This is a genomic window from Pedobacter anseongensis (assembly GCF_037482965.1).
Classification (GTDB): Bacteria; Bacteroidota; Bacteroidia; order Sphingobacteriales; family Sphingobacteriaceae; genus Pedobacter; species Pedobacter anseongensis.
In genome coordinates, this window is record NZ_JBBHKB010000004.1 from 214,210 (window position 1) to 233,498 (window position 19,289).

At 37.5% G+C, this 19,289-nt stretch carries 13 protein-coding genes and 1 pseudogene; 12 read left to right on the forward strand and 2 right to left on the reverse strand.

The genetic code is table 11. The features are described from left to right. Both WG904_RS15045 and WG904_RS15050 read left to right on the forward strand, forming a co-directional pair. On the forward strand, positions 1-2,802 hold the full coding sequence (locus WG904_RS15045; protein ID WP_339580160.1) for a glycoside hydrolase family 95 protein: 2,802 nt from the start codon (positions 1-3) through the stop codon (positions 2,800-2,802). Continuing rightward, positions 2,799-6,371: a malectin domain-containing carbohydrate-binding protein gene (locus tag WG904_RS15050; RefSeq protein ID WP_339580161.1), complete on the forward strand. Its 3,573-nt coding sequence runs from the start codon at positions 2,799-2,801 to the stop codon at positions 6,369-6,371. Before WG904_RS15045 ends, WG904_RS15050 begins: the two co-directional genes overlap by 4 nt. Here WG904_RS15050 and ctlX read toward each other — a convergent pair. Together ctlX and WG904_RS15060 are read right to left on the reverse strand one after the other, a co-directional pair. After that, positions 6,342-7,253, reverse strand: coding sequence for a citrulline utilization hydrolase CtlX (gene ctlX / locus WG904_RS15055; protein ID WP_339580162.1), 912 nt, complete (start codon positions 7,251-7,253; stop codon positions 6,342-6,344). The two genes, WG904_RS15050 and ctlX, sit on opposite strands and share 30 nt — an antisense overlap. A 71-nt stretch (positions 7,254-7,324) precedes the next feature. Next, positions 7,325-8,770, reverse strand: a complete 1,446-nt coding sequence (locus WG904_RS15060) for an arginine deiminase family protein (protein ID WP_339580163.1) — start codon at positions 8,768-8,770, stop codon at positions 7,325-7,327. Between the two features lie 223 nt (positions 8,771-8,993). On the opposite strand from WG904_RS15060, the gene argS reads away from it, so the two are divergent. The 10 genes and pseudogenes from argS to WG904_RS15110 all read left to right on the forward strand — a co-directional run bounded on the left by argS (position 8,994) and on the right by WG904_RS15110 (position 19,250). Beyond that, a complete protein-coding gene (gene argS / locus WG904_RS15065; protein WP_339580164.1) occupies positions 8,994-10,784 on the forward strand; it encodes an arginine--tRNA ligase in 1,791 nt (596 codons plus the stop codon). Continuing rightward, positions 10,784-11,545, forward strand: a complete 762-nt coding sequence (locus tag WG904_RS15070; protein ID WP_339580165.1) for a sulfite exporter TauE/SafE family protein — start codon at positions 10,784-10,786, stop codon at positions 11,543-11,545. The genes argS and WG904_RS15070 overlap by 1 nt, the downstream gene beginning before the upstream one ends. 165 nt (positions 11,546-11,710) lie before the next feature. Continuing rightward, entirely contained in the window at positions 11,711-12,328 is a 618-nt protein-coding gene (locus WG904_RS15075; RefSeq protein WP_339580166.1) for a hypothetical protein, read from the forward strand. Between the two features lie 289 nt (positions 12,329-12,617). Next, on the forward strand, positions 12,618-13,700 hold the full coding sequence (locus tag WG904_RS15080) for a hypothetical protein (protein WP_339580167.1): 1,083 nt from the start codon (positions 12,618-12,620) through the stop codon (positions 13,698-13,700). A gap of 52 nt (positions 13,701-13,752) precedes the next feature. Next, positions 13,753-14,403 carry a head GIN domain-containing protein gene (locus WG904_RS15085; protein WP_339580168.1) on the forward strand — a complete coding sequence of 217 codons (651 nt, stop codon included), beginning with the start codon at positions 13,753-13,755 and terminating at the stop codon, positions 14,401-14,403. Between the two features lie 254 nt (positions 14,404-14,657). Beyond that, positions 14,658-15,073 (forward strand): annotated as a pseudogene (locus WG904_RS15090) (sterol desaturase family protein); the annotation flags it as partial. A 183-nt stretch (positions 15,074-15,256) separates the two neighbouring features. After that, entirely contained in the window at positions 15,257-15,901 is a 645-nt protein-coding gene (locus tag WG904_RS15095; protein ID WP_339580511.1) for a DUF4833 domain-containing protein, read from the forward strand. Between the two features lie 25 nt (positions 15,902-15,926). Further along, positions 15,927-16,499, forward strand: a complete 573-nt coding sequence (locus WG904_RS15100) for an RNA polymerase sigma-70 factor (protein ID WP_339580169.1) — start codon at positions 15,927-15,929, stop codon at positions 16,497-16,499. A gap of 11 nt (positions 16,500-16,510) precedes the next feature. Beyond that, positions 16,511-17,455 carry a FecR family protein gene (locus WG904_RS15105; protein ID WP_339580170.1) on the forward strand — a complete coding sequence of 315 codons (945 nt, stop codon included), beginning with the start codon at positions 16,511-16,513 and terminating at the stop codon, positions 17,453-17,455. Between the two features lie 4 nt (positions 17,456-17,459). Next, positions 17,460-19,250 (forward strand): peptidase associated/transthyretin-like domain-containing protein, encoded by a 1,791-nt coding sequence (locus WG904_RS15110; protein ID WP_339580171.1) that lies wholly within the window; start codon positions 17,460-17,462, stop codon positions 19,248-19,250. Positions 19,251-19,289 lie beyond the last annotated feature (39 nt).

Here is a 19,289-nt window from a genome sequence, read left to right on the forward strand (position 1 = left end):
ATGATGGCTAATTTGTTTAAGAGAGTTTTCTTTGTAGTACTTGTACTTTGTACATCTGATGCTTTTTCCCAATATGTATTATGGTATAAAAAGCCTGCTGAAAAATGGACAGATGCTCTTCCTATAGGCAATGGTAGGCTTGGCGCAATGCTGTACGGGGGTGTGGCTACCGATCATATCCAATTTAATGAAGAAACGTTATGGAGCGGTAAGCCCCGAAATTATAATCGGCCAGATGCTAGCATTTATTTGCCGAAAATACGACAATTATTAGCTGAAGGGAAACAAAAAGAAGCCGAAACCTTAGCACAAGAAAGGTTTATGGGCCTGCAAAGTGAAGCTGGCGATCGCGAAAAATGGACGGTAGCCGTAACGGCAGACAAAAGACCTTCTATGCCTCATTTCGATGATCGCCTTTGGAAAACGATCAATGTACCTTCGTACGAAGGCTGGGAGACGGTTGGTTTGCCAAATTTAGATGGAGCAGTTTGGTTTAGGACTACGTTTACTGTTCCGCCCAATTGGAAAGGGAAAGCGCTAGTGCTCGACTTAAATCGTATACGTGACCACGATTTTACCTACATCAATGGAAAGTTGATTGGCAATACCGATAATGCTGAACCTCGAAAATATAGTATTCCAGCGCAATTGCTTAAACCCGGATTAAACTCCATAGCCATAATGGTGCTTAATTATTTCGATAAAGGTGGGTTGGCAGGCTATAAAGACACGAAACGAAAAATCGGAATTTATCCTGTTGGGTTAACTGTTGAGCAAGGAATTTCGCTCGTAAAAAAATGGAAATACAAAATCCAAAATAGCGAACCGCCCGCAGTGGCGCAATATCAAGCAAGTTATCAGCCATTTGGCGATTTAAACTTGTATTTTAAAAATCATACCGGCATTGTCAAAAACTATGGGCGAATGCTTGATTTAAGTACTGCAATAGCGACAACAACTTATACGTTAAATGGTATTAACTATAAAAGAGAATACTTTTCTAGTGCGGTAAATCAAGCCACTATTGTTCATTTAACAGCAAGTAAACCTAAATCGATTTCTTTTGATGCAGTATTGTCTAGCGTACATCAACATTCGATGGTTAAAGGGTTATCTAACCAAATGATCTCCCTTTCCATACACGTTAAAGATGGTGCCCTAAAGGGCGAAAGCAGATTAACGGCGATCGTAAAGAATGGAGCAGTGAAAACTGCAAACGGTAAGATTTCGATAGCAAATGCTGATGAAGTTACGTTATACCTTACTGCGGGTACTAATTTTATCAATGCGACTGATGTTTCAGGAAATCCGGCAAGGGCAAATATAACTGCTTTAACGAGCTTAAAGAACAAAAGGTATACAGATTTAAAGCTAGCACATATCAGGGAATATGGTCATTATTTTAACAGTTTTGATGTAAGCTTCGGCAGAACGGAAAATGAAATACTGCCTACCGACGAACGCTTAAAAAAATTCGATGGGGCTAACGACCCGAACTTAATTGCTTTGTATCTGCAGTATGGAAGGTATTTACTCATTTCTAGTTCTCGGCCAGGCGGCCAGCCCGCCAATTTACAAGGCATATGGAACGATTTGCTTAGTCCACCCTGGGGAAGCAAATACACTACCAATATTAACTTAGAGATGAATTACTGGCCCACAGAAATTCTTAATTTATCTGCTTTAAACGAACCACTGTTTGCTAAAATGAAAGCGCTTGCCGATAAAGGTGCTGTTACGGCTAAAGACTATTACAATGCTAACGGATGGGTACTGCATCACAACACCGACTTGTGGAACGGTACAGCGCCAATTAACGCCTCGAATCACGGCATTTGGGTTAGCGGAGCAGCTTGGTTATGCGAACACCTGTGGGAGCATTATCAGTTTACAAAAGATCACTTATTTTTAGCGAATGAAGGCTATCCACTAATGAAGCAAGCAGCCCTATTTTTTAACGATTTTTTGGTGAAGGATCCAAAAACAGGTTGGCTAATTAGCACCCCGAGCAATTCCCCAGAAAATGGAGGCCTAGTTGCCGGTCCAACCATGGATCATCAAATCATTAGAACACTATTTAAAAATTGTATCTCAGCATCCCAGATTTTAGGAACAGATGAAGCTTTACGAAAAATATGGCAAGAAAAATTGGCCCTGCTAGCACCAAATCAAATCGGTAAATATGGTCACCTGCAAGAATGGTTAACGGATATAGACGATACCACAAACAAACACAGGCATGTTTCCCATCTCTGGGGCGTTTATCCCGGCGACGATATTACGTGGGAAACGCAACCTAAACTAATGAATGCCGCTAAACAATCGTTGTTATATAGGGGCGATGAAGCTACTGGTTGGAGTTTGGCTTGGAAGATTAACTTTTGGGCACGATTTAAAGACGGAGACCATGCCATGACGATGATAAAAATGCTGCTTAAGCCTGCAACCGATGGTAAGGCAGGTTCGTATGTAAATCTTTTCGATGCGCATCCGCCATTTCAAATTGATGGAAACTTTGGTGCTGCTGCGGGCATTGGTGAAATGCTTATTCAAAGTCACGAATCGTTTATCGAAATTTTACCCGCTCTGCCAAACGCACTACCTTATGGTGAAGTGAAAGGAATTTGTGCTAGAGGCGGATTTGAACTGGCAATAAAATGGGATAAAGGAAAGTTAATTGCTTTAGAAGTAAAATCGAAAGTTGGGGGGAATTGTAAGTTAATGTATAAAAAGCAGCATGTTTCTATCCTTACTAAAGCTGGTGAGACTTATAAATTAAATGGGGAGCTACAGTTGTTATGATTGAAAGTATTTTTTTACCACATAGGCACCTAGCACAAATATTTTTTAAGACGCATACCCTATGTTATCTATGTGCCTATGTGGTTACCATTAGTCTGCTCCTTATAACCCCAGCCGTAGCTCAAAATACTCGAAAAAACATTTCTTTAAACTCAAATTGGTTAACCATAGCCGACGAGAAAAGTAAAACTGCTTATCATGGCTTCGAGAACATCAATTATGTTTCCAATACTTGGAAAAAAGTAAATGTTCCGCATAATTGGGATCAATACGAAGGTTATCAACGTAAATTACACGGAAATAAGCATGGTTATGCTTGGTATCGTAAAACCTTTAAAATTGATGAGGTAAAGTTAGGAAAACGGTTTTTTTTATTTTTTGAAGGTGTGGGCTCGTATGCTACTGTATGGTTAAATGGGAAAAGAGTGGGTTATCATGCTGGAGGAAGAACAACATTTACGGTAGACGTTACTGCTTTTATTAAGCTCAATAATCAGGTAAACCTACTGGCCATCCGGGCTGATCACCCCGCTAACGTTCAAGATTTACCTTGGGTTGATGGAGGTTGCGCTACGGAGCGAGGTTTTTCTGAAGGCTCACAACCCATGGGGATTTTTAGGCCAGTGCATCTTATTGTTACCAATGATGTGCGAATTGAGCCTTTCGGGGTGCATATTTGGAATAACGATCAGGTTTCTGAAAAATCAGCATACTTAAATTTTGCTACAACGCTGAAGAACTATTCATCCATCACTAAGAAGATAACGCTTACCAATAAGGTTGTAGATGCTAAGGGTAAGGTGGTTAAGACAATATCACAGAGCGTAACCGTTTTGCCTAGAAAGCAAATGATAGTCAAACAAATTACCGATGAATTAAAAAATATAACGCTTTGGTCTTTAGAAAACCCATATTTATACACCATTAACACTTCTTTAAGGGTAAATGGGGTACTTACAGATGAAATTACTACGCCTTATGGCATTCGATGGATTAGCTGGCCTATTGGGGATGCAAAGAATAGCAAGCAGTTTTTGTTAAATGGAAAGCCTGTTTTTATTAATGGAATTGCCGAATATGAACATTTAATCGGTCAAAGCCACGCTTTTAGCAATGAACAAATTAGGTCGAGGGTGATGCAGATTAAATCGGCCGGTTTTAACGCTTTTCGTGATGCTCATCAACCTCATAATTTACTTTATCAAACCTATTGGGATAAGCTGGGCATTTTAAGTTGGACGCAAATGGCTGCACATATTTGGTACGATACTCCCGAATTTAGAAAGAATTTTAAGTCATTATTAACCGATTGGGTAATCGAACGTAGGAATAGTCCTTCGGTAGTATTATGGGGCTTAGAAAACGAAAGTACCTTGCCCGAAGATTTTGCGCGAGAATGTACCGAATTAATAAGAAAGCTCGACCCTACTGCTTCTGCACAACGTAAAGTAACTACATGTAATGGGGGCAAGGGCACTGATTGGGATGTTCCCCAAAATTGGACGGGTACCTATGGCGGAAATCCATTTACCTATGCCGAAGATTTACAGCAGCAGGTTCTGGTGGGCGAATATGGCGCATGGCGAACGCTTGATTTACATGAAGTCGATTCTTTAGGTAAAGGGTACACCGAAAACCTCATGAGCAGTTTAATGGAAACGAAAGTTCGTTTAGCCGAGTCGGTAAAAGATAAAGTAGCGGGACATTTCTTTTGGCTATATAGCTCTCACGATAATCCTGGTCGTGTACAAGGAGGTGAAGGCTTACGCGATTTAGATCGTGTAGGTCCAGTGAATTATAAGGGAATGTTTACCCCATGGGAAGAACCAACTGATGTTTTTTATATGTTTCGTGCAAATTATGCGCCGAAAGAAAAAGAACCCATGGTGTATATCGTATCGCATACTTGGCCAAATAGATGGCCTAGTGCTTCGGCAAAGGATAAAATTGAAACGAACATAGGAATAAAAGATAGCATTGTGGTGTACTCAAATTGCGATGAGGTAGAACTTTTTAATGATGTAAATCATCAATCGCTAGGTAAACAAAAACGAAACAGCATTGGTACTCATTTTCAGTGGAATAAGCCATTAGTTAAATACAATGTGCTTTATGCGATAGGTTATGTAAATGGAAAACCAGTAGCAAAAGATGTAATTATCTTGCAAAATTTCTCGATTCCAGCTCCTCATTTTGATGATCTATATAGCAATGTTAACCTCAATACCCCACAAAAGGATTACAACTATATCTATCGGATAAATTGTGGGGGGCCAGACTATACCGACAAACAAGGTTTTAAATGGTGGGCCGATCGACAACTTTCGGGAAAAGAAAATTTCGGTTCTACCTCGTGGACAATCGATTTTCCAGGCGTGCCATCATTTTTCGCAAGTCAACGCCGCACTTTCGATCCCATTAATGGTACTAAAGATTGGCCACTTTTTCAAACCTTTAGGTATGGGCGCGATCAGTTAAAATTTCATTTTCCCTTACCAGATGGCGAATATTTGGTGGAGTTGTATTTTATCGAGCCTTGGATGGGTACGGGTGGGGGAATGGATGCTACAGGCATGCGTTTATTTGATGTTGCTTTTAATGATAAAACGGTACTAGACGACCTAGATATATGGAAATTAACCGGACATGATTCTCTACTCAAGAAAACTATTAAAACAACTGTAAAAGGCGGACGCTTAATTATTTCTTTTCCCGAAATAAAAGCTGGTCAAGCTGTGATTTCTGCCATCGCCATTGCAAGTTTAAATAAAAATGTTAAATCTGCACCACAAAGCGAATCGATGGTTGCAGAATCAAATCAGAAACCCTTAAGCTGGATGGATATTGGTAACGAACAATTTCCCGCACACGGTATCCTCTTAAATTCGTTACCTTCAAATTTATATGGTGCCGATTGGTTTCAAGATAGACTAGCAAAAAGCAACTTAAGTTTTAAATTAAACGATACAGCTGATGTTTTTGTGGCCATCTATGGCAATTCCCGGCCTGATGTATTAAAAGACTATGAAGATACTAAAACGAGCATTATCAATAATTCAGGTCAACAATTTAAGGTATTTAGAAAAAGATTTAATAAAGGGGCACAGGTTGAACTGGGAGTATATGGAATAGTTGCCGTTTTACCTCCAACTAATTTAGAGCCAGCGTACGATTTGAAATCCGTAACCACCTATAGCGCAACTGATGCACTTTTAAAAGGTTTGTCTATCGTAAAAGCAGAATTAATGGGTAAGCAAAGAGTTACCTATAAAGCTAAGTCAGGAGATATTCTCGAATTTACCATAAATGTTGGTGTGGCCGATACGTATTCGCTTACCCTAAAATATCATAATCCCCTCCAAACGAATTTAAAAGGTAAATTAGCGTTTCTAATGGCAGATGGAACGCTAATGAAAACGGAAGAAATTACCTTTTCACCAACAAAAGAAGGGAAATGGAATTATTTAGCTACGAATACAGGTACTATGATTAATGCAGGAACGTATAAAGTGCGATTAACTTCAATAGATGCAATGGGCTTATTTATCGACGGGTTGGCTGTTCAATAAAGCGGGCAAATGGATTTCGGCCAACATGCATCGTGCACTGCCCCCGCCATTTTTTTCGATGGTGTACAAAGGTGCATATAGCAATCTACAATGCTTTTCTAAGGAAGCAATTTGGCTATCGTTTAACGACAAATAGGCTTGTTCCGACATCACCAATAAGCTTTCGCCTGCATTGCTTTTCATTTGTAGCATATTCCCTGCAAATTGGTTCATCTGATCGAAACTAATCTCGATTACTTCTTTATGGGTACTTAAAAAACTATGCCTTAATTCATCCCGTTCTATCGCATCTGGAATAGATTCAAAACACACCACCGCAAAGGTATCGCCTACACACATCATCACATTGGTGTGATAAATAGGATAACGGGTTTGGTCTATCGCATGGAAAGTATGCGGAAAATACCCCGCTAGCATGCAAAAGTTGTTCAATACCTCTTCGCTCGTGCGAACACTTAAACAAGCATAGGCTATTTTATTATCACGATCTAATACCATACTGCCCGTGCCCTCCAAGAATAAAACTTGTTGCTCAAAAAAACTCAAATCGCCCACATGCCTCAATTCAAATCGCTTTCTCAATTGGTCGATAATATCTTTTCTACGCTCGGCACGCCGGTTTTCAGAAAACATAGGGTATAAGTATACCGAGCCATCTTCGTGAAACGAAATCCAATTATTCGGGAAAATCGAGTCCGGTGTAGCAGGTTCTAGGGTATCATCGATAATAGTTACATCTACTCCATTTGAACGGAGCATGTCTGCGAAGCCATCGAATTCTTTTAAGGCTTGCTGTTGTACATCGCTTTCCGAGCTCTCTTGTTGAAATTTATTATTGCCAGCCGTTTGCGGATTAAACTTAAAATCAATCGGCCTAATCATTAAAATATGGTTGGTTATTTGCATTTTGGTAGCATCAAATAGTTTGTGTCGAATATCAATATTTAATATTATCAATCTAAATCATCTCTCAGCAAAGGCAAACTCATGCAATGAAATCCACCACGCGCTCTTGACAATTCAGACGATGGCATTAAAATTAGCGTATCGGTAATCGTATCGACATTAACCTTTCCACTTTCTAAATCGTTTATTAAATCTTTAACCTTAACGATAGCAAATCCTTTACTCTTAAACGCCTCAACAGTTTTATCATTTCTATCGTAGCCTAACACTACACCTTCTTTTAGCGCTAAAAGATTACACGAATCAGTCCATTGCTCGCGTGAATCGAATGGGAAAACACCGTTACCACTATAAATAAACTCAACAGGTTCAATACTTTTAAGATCATGCTTACTAATATCTTCGAAGAGCTGCTCCATACTTAGAAAATGCTTCGGCTTACTTTTATCCTTATAAAATTGGATAATTTCGGTTTGCTCTTTCGGTTCAGGTTGAACTAGGAAATCGATCGGATTCTTATACTTATTCTCATCCACACTAGCAATAGAGTGCAGTAGCACCCAAACATTTCGTTTTACCTGCGTAAATACCGTATCTAAGTGCATAAAATCTCTTTTATTGGGGATTTTAACCACGGTAATTTTATCAACCACATTGTTCTCGAACAATAATTTCATGGCTTCATTAGCGCCATAGGGCGAGGTACGTTCACTGCAACCAATCAGTACGTGATTTGTACTAATCATCATCACATCGCCACCTTCTAGCGTAGTGCGGTTTTCTAATTCCTCACCAGGACGCAAAAAGTGATGTTCTGAATCAGGAATTTCTAGCACATGATCATTGTAGGCTTCGAATAGGGGATGATTAAAGAAAATATAACGCATCAATAAGCTTTCGCGTACCCGTGCTTTTTTGGCAGGTTTGTTTAATAAAATATAGTCGTTAATGGTAGTGCCCACATCACGTGTGAAAATAAGATTGGGAATGGGAGAGAAAATCATTCTTCCATCGGGCAATGAACCGGATATTAAGGTTTTGGCAAGTTCTTTCGGATCCGTTTCAATTAATTGAAGTTGGAGTTTATAAGTACATCCCTCTATAGCACACACAGAGGCACTTAATTTTTTTCTAATGGCTGTATCCTCTAATATATCGCCTAATAGCTGTTGTAATTCAACTACGTTTTCTGAAGCATGAAAATCCTTGCTATCCGGCTTAAAGAACGCTCTATCCGCTTCAACTGAATCAATGGCTTCGAGTTTGCCTTTAATTTTTGCAGGATCTAAGAAGTACATTAACAGTTTAATGTAGTAATCGTATTCGTCTTTACGGATGGTGTCTAAGTGAACAATGTCTTCAAAAAGCCAATCTTGCGCTTTAGAGGGAACAACCTTACCTAATCCACTATCTGGACTATGGATTAACAATTTTCGTAAACGACCAATTTCTGTATTAACTTGAACTTTAAAATTCTCTTTGCTTGTACTCATATATTTGGTTTGCGACGATACAAAGCTATTCAAAAAAGTCTATAGTTTTTAACACAGAGAACACTGAGTTTTTACACGAGCTCACTAAGTTAATTTAGCCTCTTTAGCCTCGGTGTTCTCTGTGCATTCTCCTTCTCTCAGTGGTTAACTAGTCGTCAAATCGATTGATGCTAAACACAAAAGCTCTTTTTAATCTTTCACCTTATTTCCCTATTTTCGCATCATGAATTTTATCCTTACCGAAACGCTTAACGCCATTAAACAACTCTATAACGAAGAGGTAGCCGAAAGTGTGATCAGCATACAAGAAACCAGAAAAGAATTTGAGGGCCAATTAACGATTGTAGTGTTTCCGATTGTTCGGTTTTCGAAGAAATCTCCAGAAGAAACCGCAAATGCGATAGGGGCGTACTTACGCGAAAATGTAAAAGAGATTGTAAGTTTCAATGTTGTAAAAGGTTTTTTAAATCTTAGCATAGCCGATAGCTATTGGCTAAATCTATTTAACAATGAGTTGTTAAAAGATGATTTTTTAAGTGTGAAACCTAAGGGACAAAAGGTAATGGTAGAGTATTCATCACCCAATACCAATAAACCCCTGCATCTGGGGCATGTTCGTAATAATTTATTGGGGTATTCGGTAGCCGAGTTGCTTAAAGCAGACGGAAATGAGGTGTACAAAGTAAATTTAGTAAACGATAGGGGCATTCACATTTGCAAATCGATGCTGGCTTGGGAAAAATGGGGCAAGGGTGAAACACCAGAAAGTTCGGGCCTAAAAGGCGATCATTTGGTTGGTAAATACTACGTGATTTTTGATAAGGAGTACAAAAAAGAGATCGATGCATTAAAATCAGATGGACAAACTGAAGAAGAAGCGAAAAAAAATGCATCATTAATTAAAGAAGCTCAGCAAATGCTTTTAAAATGGGAAGCAGGCGACGAAGCTGTAATTGCACTTTGGAAAAAAATGAACGGTTGGGTGTATGACGGTTTTGCAGTTAGCTACAAGAATCTTGGGGTCGACTTTGATAAATATTATTACGAAAGCAATACCTATTTGCTAGGGAAAGATACAGTTGAAGAAGGATTAGCAAAAGGTGTATTTTTTAAAAAGGAGGATGGTTCAGTATGGATCGATTTAACCGCCGATGGTTTAGATGAGAAATTGGTTTTGAGGGCCGATGGTACTTCGGTTTACATTACACAAGATTTAGGAACTGCTCAGATGAAATACGATGATTTTCATATGGATCAGTCCATTTATGTAGTGGGTAATGAACAAGATTATCATTTTAAGGTGTTGTTTTTAATTCTCAAGAAATTAGGCAAGAGTTGGGCTAAAGGTTTACATCATTTATCGTACGGAATGGTCGACCTACCTAGCGGAAAAATGAAGAGCAGAGAAGGAACAGTGGTAGATGCAGACGATTTAGTGGCCGAAATGATCGAAACAGCGAAGCAGAAAACAGAAGCTTTAGGTAAAATAAATAATTTTTCTGAACAAGAAAAGAATGAATTGTACACTAATATTGGTTTGGGCGCTTTAAAATATTTTTTGTTAAAAGTAGAACCTAAAAAGAGGTTGCTTTTCGATCCCTCAGAATCTATCGATTTCCAAGGCCATACGGGTCCTTTTATACAATATACCCATGCTAGGATTAAATCGTTACTTAGCAAAGCGGATTATCATTTTTCACCCGATAGCGATCGGACTAATAGTTTACAGTTTTCAGTTAATTTATTGCCAACAGAACTCGATATGATTATGCTGTTGGCCAAATACCCAGACGAATTGAGTAATGCTGCAAAGGCATACAGTCCGGCTTTTTTAGCCAATTATTTGTACGAAGTTGCAAAGCTATTCAATAAATTTTATCACGAAGTGCCGCCAATTGTAAAAGAGGAAGATGCAATTGTTAAACAACATCGATTAAATATTTGCCGCCTAACGGCTGATATATTGAAAGCTGGGATGAGAATTTTAGGGATAAATGTGCCTGAGCGGATGTAATGATCCAAGAACTCATTCTCCTTTGCATAGCCGCTTTTGCTGCGGGTTTTATTGATGCCATAGTAGGTGGTGGTGGATTATTGCAAACGCCAGCAACGTTACTTATTTTGCCGCATTACCCAGTTGCTACCATTTTTGGTACGGTAAAAATCCCCTCGCTGATGGGAACTAGCGTAGCCGCTTATAAGTATGCCAATCAGATTAAGTTAAATTATAAAATTTTAATTGCTTGTGTGGTCTCGGCCTTTTGTGCATCGCTGATAGGCGCATATTCGGTTAGTAAAATAAACAATGAGTTAATAAAACCAATTATCTTGGGGGTCTTAATTCTAGTGGCTGGCTATACCTATTTTAATAAGCAATTTGGTATTCACCAGCAAAAAGAATATTCACCCATAAAGCAAGTGTTCTTAGCTGGTGTTTTCGGTTTAATTATCGGCTTTTATGATGGATTAATTGGACCTGGTACGGGTTCGTTCTTGATTTTGGTATTTATTGCGGTATTGGGTTTCGATTTTATTGGTGCAAGTGCACACGCTAAAATTGTAAATATGGCTACTAATTTAGCTGCGTTAATTTACTTTACTTCAACTGGCCATGTCTTATTTCAATACGCAATACCTATGGCAATTTTTAATGTTGTGGGTTCATTTTTAGGTGCCAAATTAGCTTTATTAAAAGGGAACAAATTTGTTCGGATTTTCTTTTTAATTGTAATTTTTGGAACGATACTTCGGTTTGCTTACGACGTAATTAAATAGCGTTTAAGCCAATATATTCTTTTTAAGAATAATTTAGTGTGTAAAAAAGGGGAAATTAATCTACGATATGAGAAATTATATCACATAATTTAATATTAATTGTTATTTATTAAAATATTCTTCATAGTTTTATAAGTAACATATTAATTCGCAAAAAAAGCACTTATGAAATCATTTAAAATTAACTTCTCTCTCACGATTAGATTATTTTCATTTATCCTGGTTTTAATGCTAATAACTAATTTGCAAAAAGCATGTGCTCAATTGTTCTTTTCGAATTTAGAAGGTTCCCAAGTAAAGATTTCAAGTAGTAGCAATAACGGTCAATTTGCCCCAATAACTACACAGTTTACTTGTGAAGGAAAATTTAACATGATAAATGGCGAATTAGATCATTTAAACGATTTAAAATTTAACTTACCCTTAAATGGAAAAAATGACCAGGGATTAATACATACTGCAATATTAAATACCTCACAACCCAAGAATGATATTAATTTTGAATTAACTCATGCTATGGTTTTGCCAGAACTTAATATGATCCATGCTATAGGTTACTTAAATATACAAGGCGTTAGAACTCGTGTTAATTTTCAATTGAATTATATAGAAAACAATAGCGAAACCATAACCATAATGGGAAAACGTGCTATTAAATTAAGCGATTATAAAAAGAACCCTATTTCTGTTTTTGCTGATAAAAAAACTCAGGATATTATTCAGCTCGATTTAAAATTGGTAATTAAAAACCCCGGTAGAGTACGATACATCGCTGCTAAGTAAGAAAGTAAGTTAAATTTAAACATATTTATTAAATCGGTTAGCTACACACTAGCCGATTTTTTTATGCTTCGCTTTTGCCGCAGATGAGCAGATTAATGAGCGTTATATAGGCATCAACTTCGCTGTGTGAGGTATGCATTCTGCTAGTAGGCCTCGAACCTTAAGGAAGTAGCGTAGCTAATTGCGATTGCAATATTCAAGAACCATCGGCGTAAAGCCGAAATATTTTTTTACGCCCCTCGTAGGGGTAACCTATCACTTTGTTGTCTCATTTTAAAATCAGACACAAATGAACACACTTACAAAGAAATTAATACTACTAACACTCATCTTTAGCAGCTTTAAAGCTATAGCTCAATTACCCGGTAAAATACATGTCGGATTAGTTTATCCCCTAAGTACCAATGGTACTCACGCACCTTTAGATACCAACAATCTATCTATTCATTTACTTATTGGTGTTTCTGCTGCTGAGCGTGGCCCCAGTTTCGCAGGCTTTAGTAATGTAATCCTTAAAGACGCCGTTGGCAGTCAGTTTGCAGGATTTTCTAACCATGTTGGTGGAAAAGCAGACGGTGCCCAATTTGCAGGTTTTGCCAATACATATGGTGGTGGCAAGGGTGTCGCATTTGCAGGATTCGCCAATGTAGCCCATGGCAATGTAAATGGTGCTCAATTTTCGGGGTTTATAAATTATGCCCATCGCATTAAGGGATCACAGTTTGCGGGTTTCATGAACATTGTTAATAAAAGCATCAGCGAATCGCAAATTGCAGGATTCATAAATAAAGCGGGCAACGTAAAAGGAACGCAGCTTGCAGGATTTATAAACATTGCTAGAAAAGTAAAAGGTGCTCAAATAGCTGGCTTTGTTAATGTTGCCGACAGTTCAGATTATCCGATAGGTATCATCAACATCATTAAAAATGGTGAAAAAAGTATTGGCATAAGTACCGACGAAACGCAAACCACCATTTTAAGTTTCAGATCTGGAGGAAAAGGATTGTATGGCCTAATCGGGTTAGGATATAACTTTAAAAATGAAGATGAAGTGTATGCTGCAGAGCTAGGTCTGGGTGCCCATTTCTTTTCTTCGCAAGTATTTTGCCTAAATACCGAATTAGTATCAACCGTTTTAGAAGATTTTAAAACAGCAGACTATTTTAAAACGAGTTTTAGATTAATGCCAAATATCAAGCTGTTTAATGCCCTTGCACTCTTCGGCGGTCCATCACTCAACGTTGTTACTACTAGCAGTGATGAAGGCAAGCAACTCTATACCACAGCCTTAAAGAGCTGGAGCAACAAATGGGGTAGAGATTACACCGCTCTTTACATCGGTTACACCGTAGGTGCACACATCTTATTTTAGTGCCCATCCAAAAAATAAAAATTCAAAAACTTAAAAACAAATAACACATACAATGAAACAGCTAACAATAATCATCATCAGTATTTTTATGCTAACCTCATGCGCAAAAGATCATTTAACCGCAAATGGCGACCGAATTACAGATACCAGGTCATTAAATGAGTTTACAAGCGTTCACATTAGTGGCTCCAATAAGGTTAAGGTTAGTTATGGCAACGAATACAAAGTGGTACTGAAAGGATCAAGTAATCTCATTCCTTATTTTAAAACTACAGTGGCTGGAAAAAATCTTAATCTAAGCTACAAAAACGCAAACGTTAACCACGACGATATCGAAATTTTTGTAACGCTACCTTTAATTACAGGAGCATCAATAAGTGGGAGTGGTGGATTAGACATCGACGGAAGTTTCGCTTCAATTAACGAATTTGATTTATGGATTAGCGGTTCTGGCGATGCATCGGTAAACTCTGAGTTAATCGTTAATAACATAAATGTGAAAATATCAGGTTCAGGAAAAGCATTTTTCCAAAAAGCAATGGCTAAGGAAGCTGATATCGATATTTCAGGCAGTGGCGATGTTCACCTACAAGTTGCCGATTACTTAAAGGCAAGGATTAGCGGGAGTGGAGAGGTGTATTATAAAGGGAATCCACAACTAGATTCTAAAATCTCAGGCTCAGGTAAACTCATTAAATTCTAAAAAAGATGTTAGGTGTCGTTTTCCTTTTGCAGGCGCAAAGCGAGTGGTTTGGCGCGGCTAAAATTAATTCTTCAGCAATTAATTTAATTCAATCTAAGGCTCCAGACCTAATGCATTATGCGTTACCCATAGTTTTTTTCTTTGCCGGCATTGAATTTCTAGTGTCCCATTTTGGATCTCATAAAACCCACGATACTAAAGAAACCTTAGGCTCATTATTAGTCGGTTTAGGAAATCTAACGGTTAATCTATTGATGAAAATAGTATTGATCTATGCTGCAATCTGGATTTATAATTTGCTGCCCTGGCGAATATTTTTAAACTGGTATAGCTTGGTTCCATGTTTTATAGTATACGATTTCTGTAGTTATTGGTCGCATCGCATTTCGCATTACAATCGCTTCTTTTGGGCAACCCATGTAGTGCATCACTCTGCAGCGCATTATAATTTAACGGTTGCATTCAGACAAAGTTGGGTGCAGCATTTTAAGGTGTTTTTTTTATTCCTGTATTGCTAATTGGATTTCACCCGGTAATATTTATGGTGGCTAGTCAGTTAAGCACACTTTATCAATTTTGGGTACATACCGCAGTTATTGGGAAATTGCATCCTTTTATTGAAAAATATTTTGGCACGCCATCCAATCATAGTGTGCATCATGGTAGCCAGGAAAAATATTTAGATAAGAATTTTGGAGCAACCTTTATGATTTGGGATCATCTATTTAAATCATTTCAATATGAAGAGGAAAAACCAATTTATGGCTTAACAACCCCAATTACTACTAAAATAAATCCTTTTATCTTAAATTTTCAAGAATACATAGATATGTTTAGGGATGTAAAAAGCAGCATGGGATTAAAGGAAGCATTATTTTTTATTTTCGCTAGTCCAAGTGAAATTTACAAGCGAAAATTACTTGTTATACCTGCTTTGGGGCAAAAGAAAGTGCACAGAAAGTATAGTAAAGCCGTAGCGATTTTAGCAATATTGTTGCTTTTGTTAACAAATGCAATAAAGGGCCAGCAGGTTACTGCTCTTCCAACTCCGGTAGGTAAAAACCTTCTATTCTTTCTACAACGAACTCCAGATGCTAATACAGTTATTTATGAGATAAATTTTAAAAAGGATGGAAGAATTGATCCAAAAAAACCTGTAGTTGGCTCGTGGATTCGATACGAAGAAGAACAAAAATACAAGCCTTTAACGAATATTGAACAAAGGTTTGCCTATGGAGTAAAATGTAAGCCCTTGGGTAATGATGAGTTTGAAATCCGTTTGGTGGCCTATAAAAAGATGCCAATGTATTTGTTGAGGTCGGACATTGATCATAGTTACAAAATGTACATTAAGAATGGAAATGAAAATTTATTGCTTAAAAGAGTGTTTGTGAAAGTAGATGGAGGGTCTTTTTGGTTTCCCAAAGTAAAATACATTGATTTGATAACTGCCAATAGCGAAACAGGTAAAGAAATTATTAAACGAATTTCTATTTAAATTATAATTTTGAGTACGAATTAATTTGAACAAAACGGCAATCCTTTCTTTAAATCTTACTGATGTGCAGTTCGAAGTGCTTTTTAAAACGCATTATAAGGCATTACATGCCTATGCTGCCGTTATTTTAAAGGATGAAGAGAATGCGGAAGAAATCGTGCAGCAACTTTTTATGAAACTTTGGGAAAAGCGAGCATTATTATCCGTACAAACTTCCATGAAAGCGTATCTCTATAAATGTGTATACCACGATAGTTTGAACTTTTTAAAACACCAGAAAGTGAAAAGTAAGTTTGAAGATTACACGCAGAAATGTAATGATGTATATGCTACTGGAGAAGATCGATTAGAAGTAAGCGAATTGCAAAGCCAAATTAATTTAGCCTTAAATGATTTGCCCGAGCAATGCAGAACGATATTTCAGATGAGCCGATTTGAGGAATTAAAGTATAGAGAAATTGCCGATGCACTCGGATTATCCATAAAAACAGTAGAAAACCAAATGGGTAAGGCCTTGCGTATGATGCGGTTAAGGCTTGCCGACTTTTTAGTGCTCATTATATCGTGTTTAATGTATTATAAAGATTTTTTAAAATAGGGGGTTGAGCAATGAACGATGAATTATTAATTAAATTCTTGTTAAATGAGAGTAGCTCAGAAGAAACTGATGAGGTAAATAGATGGCTATCCTTGGCTAAAGAAAATCCTATTTATTTAGCACAACTTCGAAAAATTTGGATAGAGAGTGAAAAACTAAAATCAACAAGTAAAGTTGATGTTGAAGCAGCATGGACTAAATTTCAAGATAATGTTACAGTTAAACCTATCGTTAAATTAAAAATCTGGAATACAAGGCTCCGTATTGTTGCGATGTTAGCCTTGGCGGTCAGTTCAGTAGCACTTTATGCTATTTTTAAGTCATCTGGTTATACCGGTATTAATGCCGATAATCAGGTAATATCGCAGGTACTTCCAGATGGTTCAAAACTCATGCTTAATAAATTTTCACATATCGAATTTGCGAATAATTTTAAAAGAAATAGAAGTATTCGATTAGATAGCGGGGATGTATTTTTTAACGTGACAAAAGACAAAAGTAATCCCTTTATTATTAAAGTTGATAAAGTTGAGGTAGAAGTGGTAGGGACGTCATTCAACGTTAAACATTTAAAGCAGCAAACTGAAGTTGTGGTAGAGACCGGAATTGTAAAAGTGAGTTTGGGTAATCAACATTTGCTTTTGCATAAGGGAGAAAAAGTTATTATTGCTAAGGATGCATTAAAATTTAATAAATTACCTGTTAATGATCAACTCTATAGCTATTACCGAACAAACCTTTTTATAGCGGATAATACATTATTAACGGAGTTGGTGGCTACATTAAATGAAGCTTACGGAAGCAATATTGTGGTTGATGATTCTGCAAAGCAAGAAACTATTACTACTACGTTGCAATATCGCAAATCGTTAAATGAAAATTTAGAACTCATTCGTTTAACACTTGATAAATTAAAGGTAAGACGTAACCAAAAGGAGATTATATTGTCTTATTAAGGAAATGAAGTTTAAAATTATCCTCTTTTTTGTGGTATTAGCCCACACTGTATCTGCGCAAAGCAACGTTGGCGATTACCGCAATAATTTATCGAAGTTGGTTACTTTTAATGTAAAGCAACAAAGTGTTCGAAGCACTTTGCAGCAAATCAGTAATGCAGGGAATTTCTATTTTTCATTTAACGGCAAATTAATTAACCAAGATAGTTTGGTGAATTTAAACGTACAGCGTATGCCAGTACGTAATGTGCTCGACGAAATGTTTGATGGTAAGGTAGATTATAAAGAAAATGCAGAATATATTATTCTAAGGTATGCCGTAAACCATTTCACTATTGAACCTGAAAATATTACTACGGCAGAAAATCTTTATTTAATTAGCGGATATATTGTTGATACCAAAACGGGTAAAAAAGTAAAGCAAGCCAGTGTGTATGAAAAAAAGTTATTGCAAAGCACACTAACCGACGATAATGGGTATTTTACCTTGCGTTTTAAAGGTGAACACCAAGAAGTGGTATTAACTGCTAGTAAAGAAACCTATCGCGATACATCATTGGTTTTTCTTTCAGATATAAAAATTTTACCTCAAATATATAGTGATCCTGATAAAGAGAAAGGTACCCTTTTTTCAAATGCAATTGAAGATTTAGGTATAAGTAAATTCTTGTTAGGTTCTAAACAACGTATTCAAAATTTAAATATTCCGAGTTTCTTCGCCAATACGCCTTTTCAGGCTTCTTTTCTGCCTGGTTTAAGTTCGCATGGGATGATGAGTAGTAGAGTAGTAAATAAGGCCTCCTTAAACATTATTGGTGGCTACACGGCTGGAGTAGATGGGGCAGAGGTAGGAGGAGTGTTTAATTTAACTAAAGGTAAAGTTAGGTCATTCCAAGTAGCAGGAGTTTTTAATGCAGTTGGGGGCGATGTAGAGGCTGCCCAATTTGCAGGAGTAGCTAATTACGATAAAAAAGGGGTTAAAGGCTTTCAGGCAGCCGGGGTATTTAATTCGGTTGATGGTAGGGTAGAGGCGGCACAATTTGCAGGGGTAGTTAACTTCAATAAGAAAGAGGCTAAGGGTTTTCATGCTGCAGGTGTTGCTAATGTTGTGGGAAGTAATTTTGATGGCTTTCAGGCTGCAGGGGTATTCAATTTTACTCGCCAAGCCGCCAATGGAATGCAGATTGCTGGCGTTGGCAACATAGCGTTTAAAGAATTTAAGGGCACTCAAATTGCAGGGGTATTTAACTATGCCAAGAAATTTTCGGGTTTGCAGATTGGGTTAATTAACCTAGCCGATAGCAATTTCGGAACATCCATTGGTTTGCTTAATCTTTCAAAAAATGGCTATAAGAAATTAAGTTTCTTCGCTAATGATGTGGTAAATGCAAATTTTGCGCTGAAAACTGGGAATGCTAATCTTTATACACTACTTATTGCAGGTAAGAATTTTTCTGATACGGCAAAGGTAGAGACGGCGGGCATTGGCTTTGGTCACGATTTCATTTTAGGTAAACACGTGGCCCTCGAAGCCGAAATGATTACCCAATATGTATATCTGGGCAATTTCGACTATGCGAACATCTTAATGCGCTTTCAGGCCAATTTAGAACTTAGGGTGTTTAAAGGGTTTGCCATTTTTGGCGGACCTTCCTATGCGTTTTACAACAGCAATGCACCTATTGGTTCGAGTGAGAAAGGATATAGGCAACAAATTTATCCAGTAAAGCATCGCGAATTTAGTGGGAATAACCAGGGCTGGTGGGGTTGGAATGTAGGGATTACGTTGTTTTAATACTTTCTTTCGGCTGATTCTTCTTACGTCATTTCGAAG

Excerpts from the sequence above, each read along its gene's own strand:
- WG904_RS15045 (WP_339580160.1), top strand. The coding sequence starts at position 1 with ATGATGGCTAATTTGTTTAAGAGAGTTTTCTTTGTAGTACTTGTACTT.
- WG904_RS15050 (WP_339580161.1), top strand. The coding sequence starts at position 2,799 with ATGATTGAAAGTATTTTTTTACCACATAGGCACCTAGCACAAATATTT.
- ctlX (WP_339580162.1), bottom strand. The coding sequence starts at position 7,253 with ATGATTAGGCCGATTGATTTTAAGTTTAATCCGCAAACGGCTGGCAAT.
- WG904_RS15060 (WP_339580163.1), bottom strand. The coding sequence starts at position 8,770 with ATGAGTACAAGCAAAGAGAATTTTAAAGTTCAAGTTAATACAGAAATT.
- argS (WP_339580164.1), top strand. The coding sequence starts at position 8,994 with ATGAATTTTATCCTTACCGAAACGCTTAACGCCATTAAACAACTCTAT.
- WG904_RS15070 (WP_339580165.1), top strand. The coding sequence starts at position 10,784 with ATGATCCAAGAACTCATTCTCCTTTGCATAGCCGCTTTTGCTGCGGGT.
- WG904_RS15075 (WP_339580166.1), top strand. The coding sequence starts at position 11,711 with ATGAAATCATTTAAAATTAACTTCTCTCTCACGATTAGATTATTTTCA.
- WG904_RS15080 (WP_339580167.1), top strand. The coding sequence starts at position 12,618 with ATGAACACACTTACAAAGAAATTAATACTACTAACACTCATCTTTAGC.
- WG904_RS15085 (WP_339580168.1), top strand. The coding sequence starts at position 13,753 with ATGAAACAGCTAACAATAATCATCATCAGTATTTTTATGCTAACCTCA.
- WG904_RS15095 (WP_339580511.1), top strand. The coding sequence starts at position 15,257 with ATGGGATTAAAGGAAGCATTATTTTTTATTTTCGCTAGTCCAAGTGAA.
- WG904_RS15105 (WP_339580170.1), top strand. The coding sequence starts at position 16,511 with ATGAACGATGAATTATTAATTAAATTCTTGTTAAATGAGAGTAGCTCA.
- WG904_RS15110 (WP_339580171.1), top strand. The coding sequence starts at position 17,460 with ATGAAGTTTAAAATTATCCTCTTTTTTGTGGTATTAGCCCACACTGTA.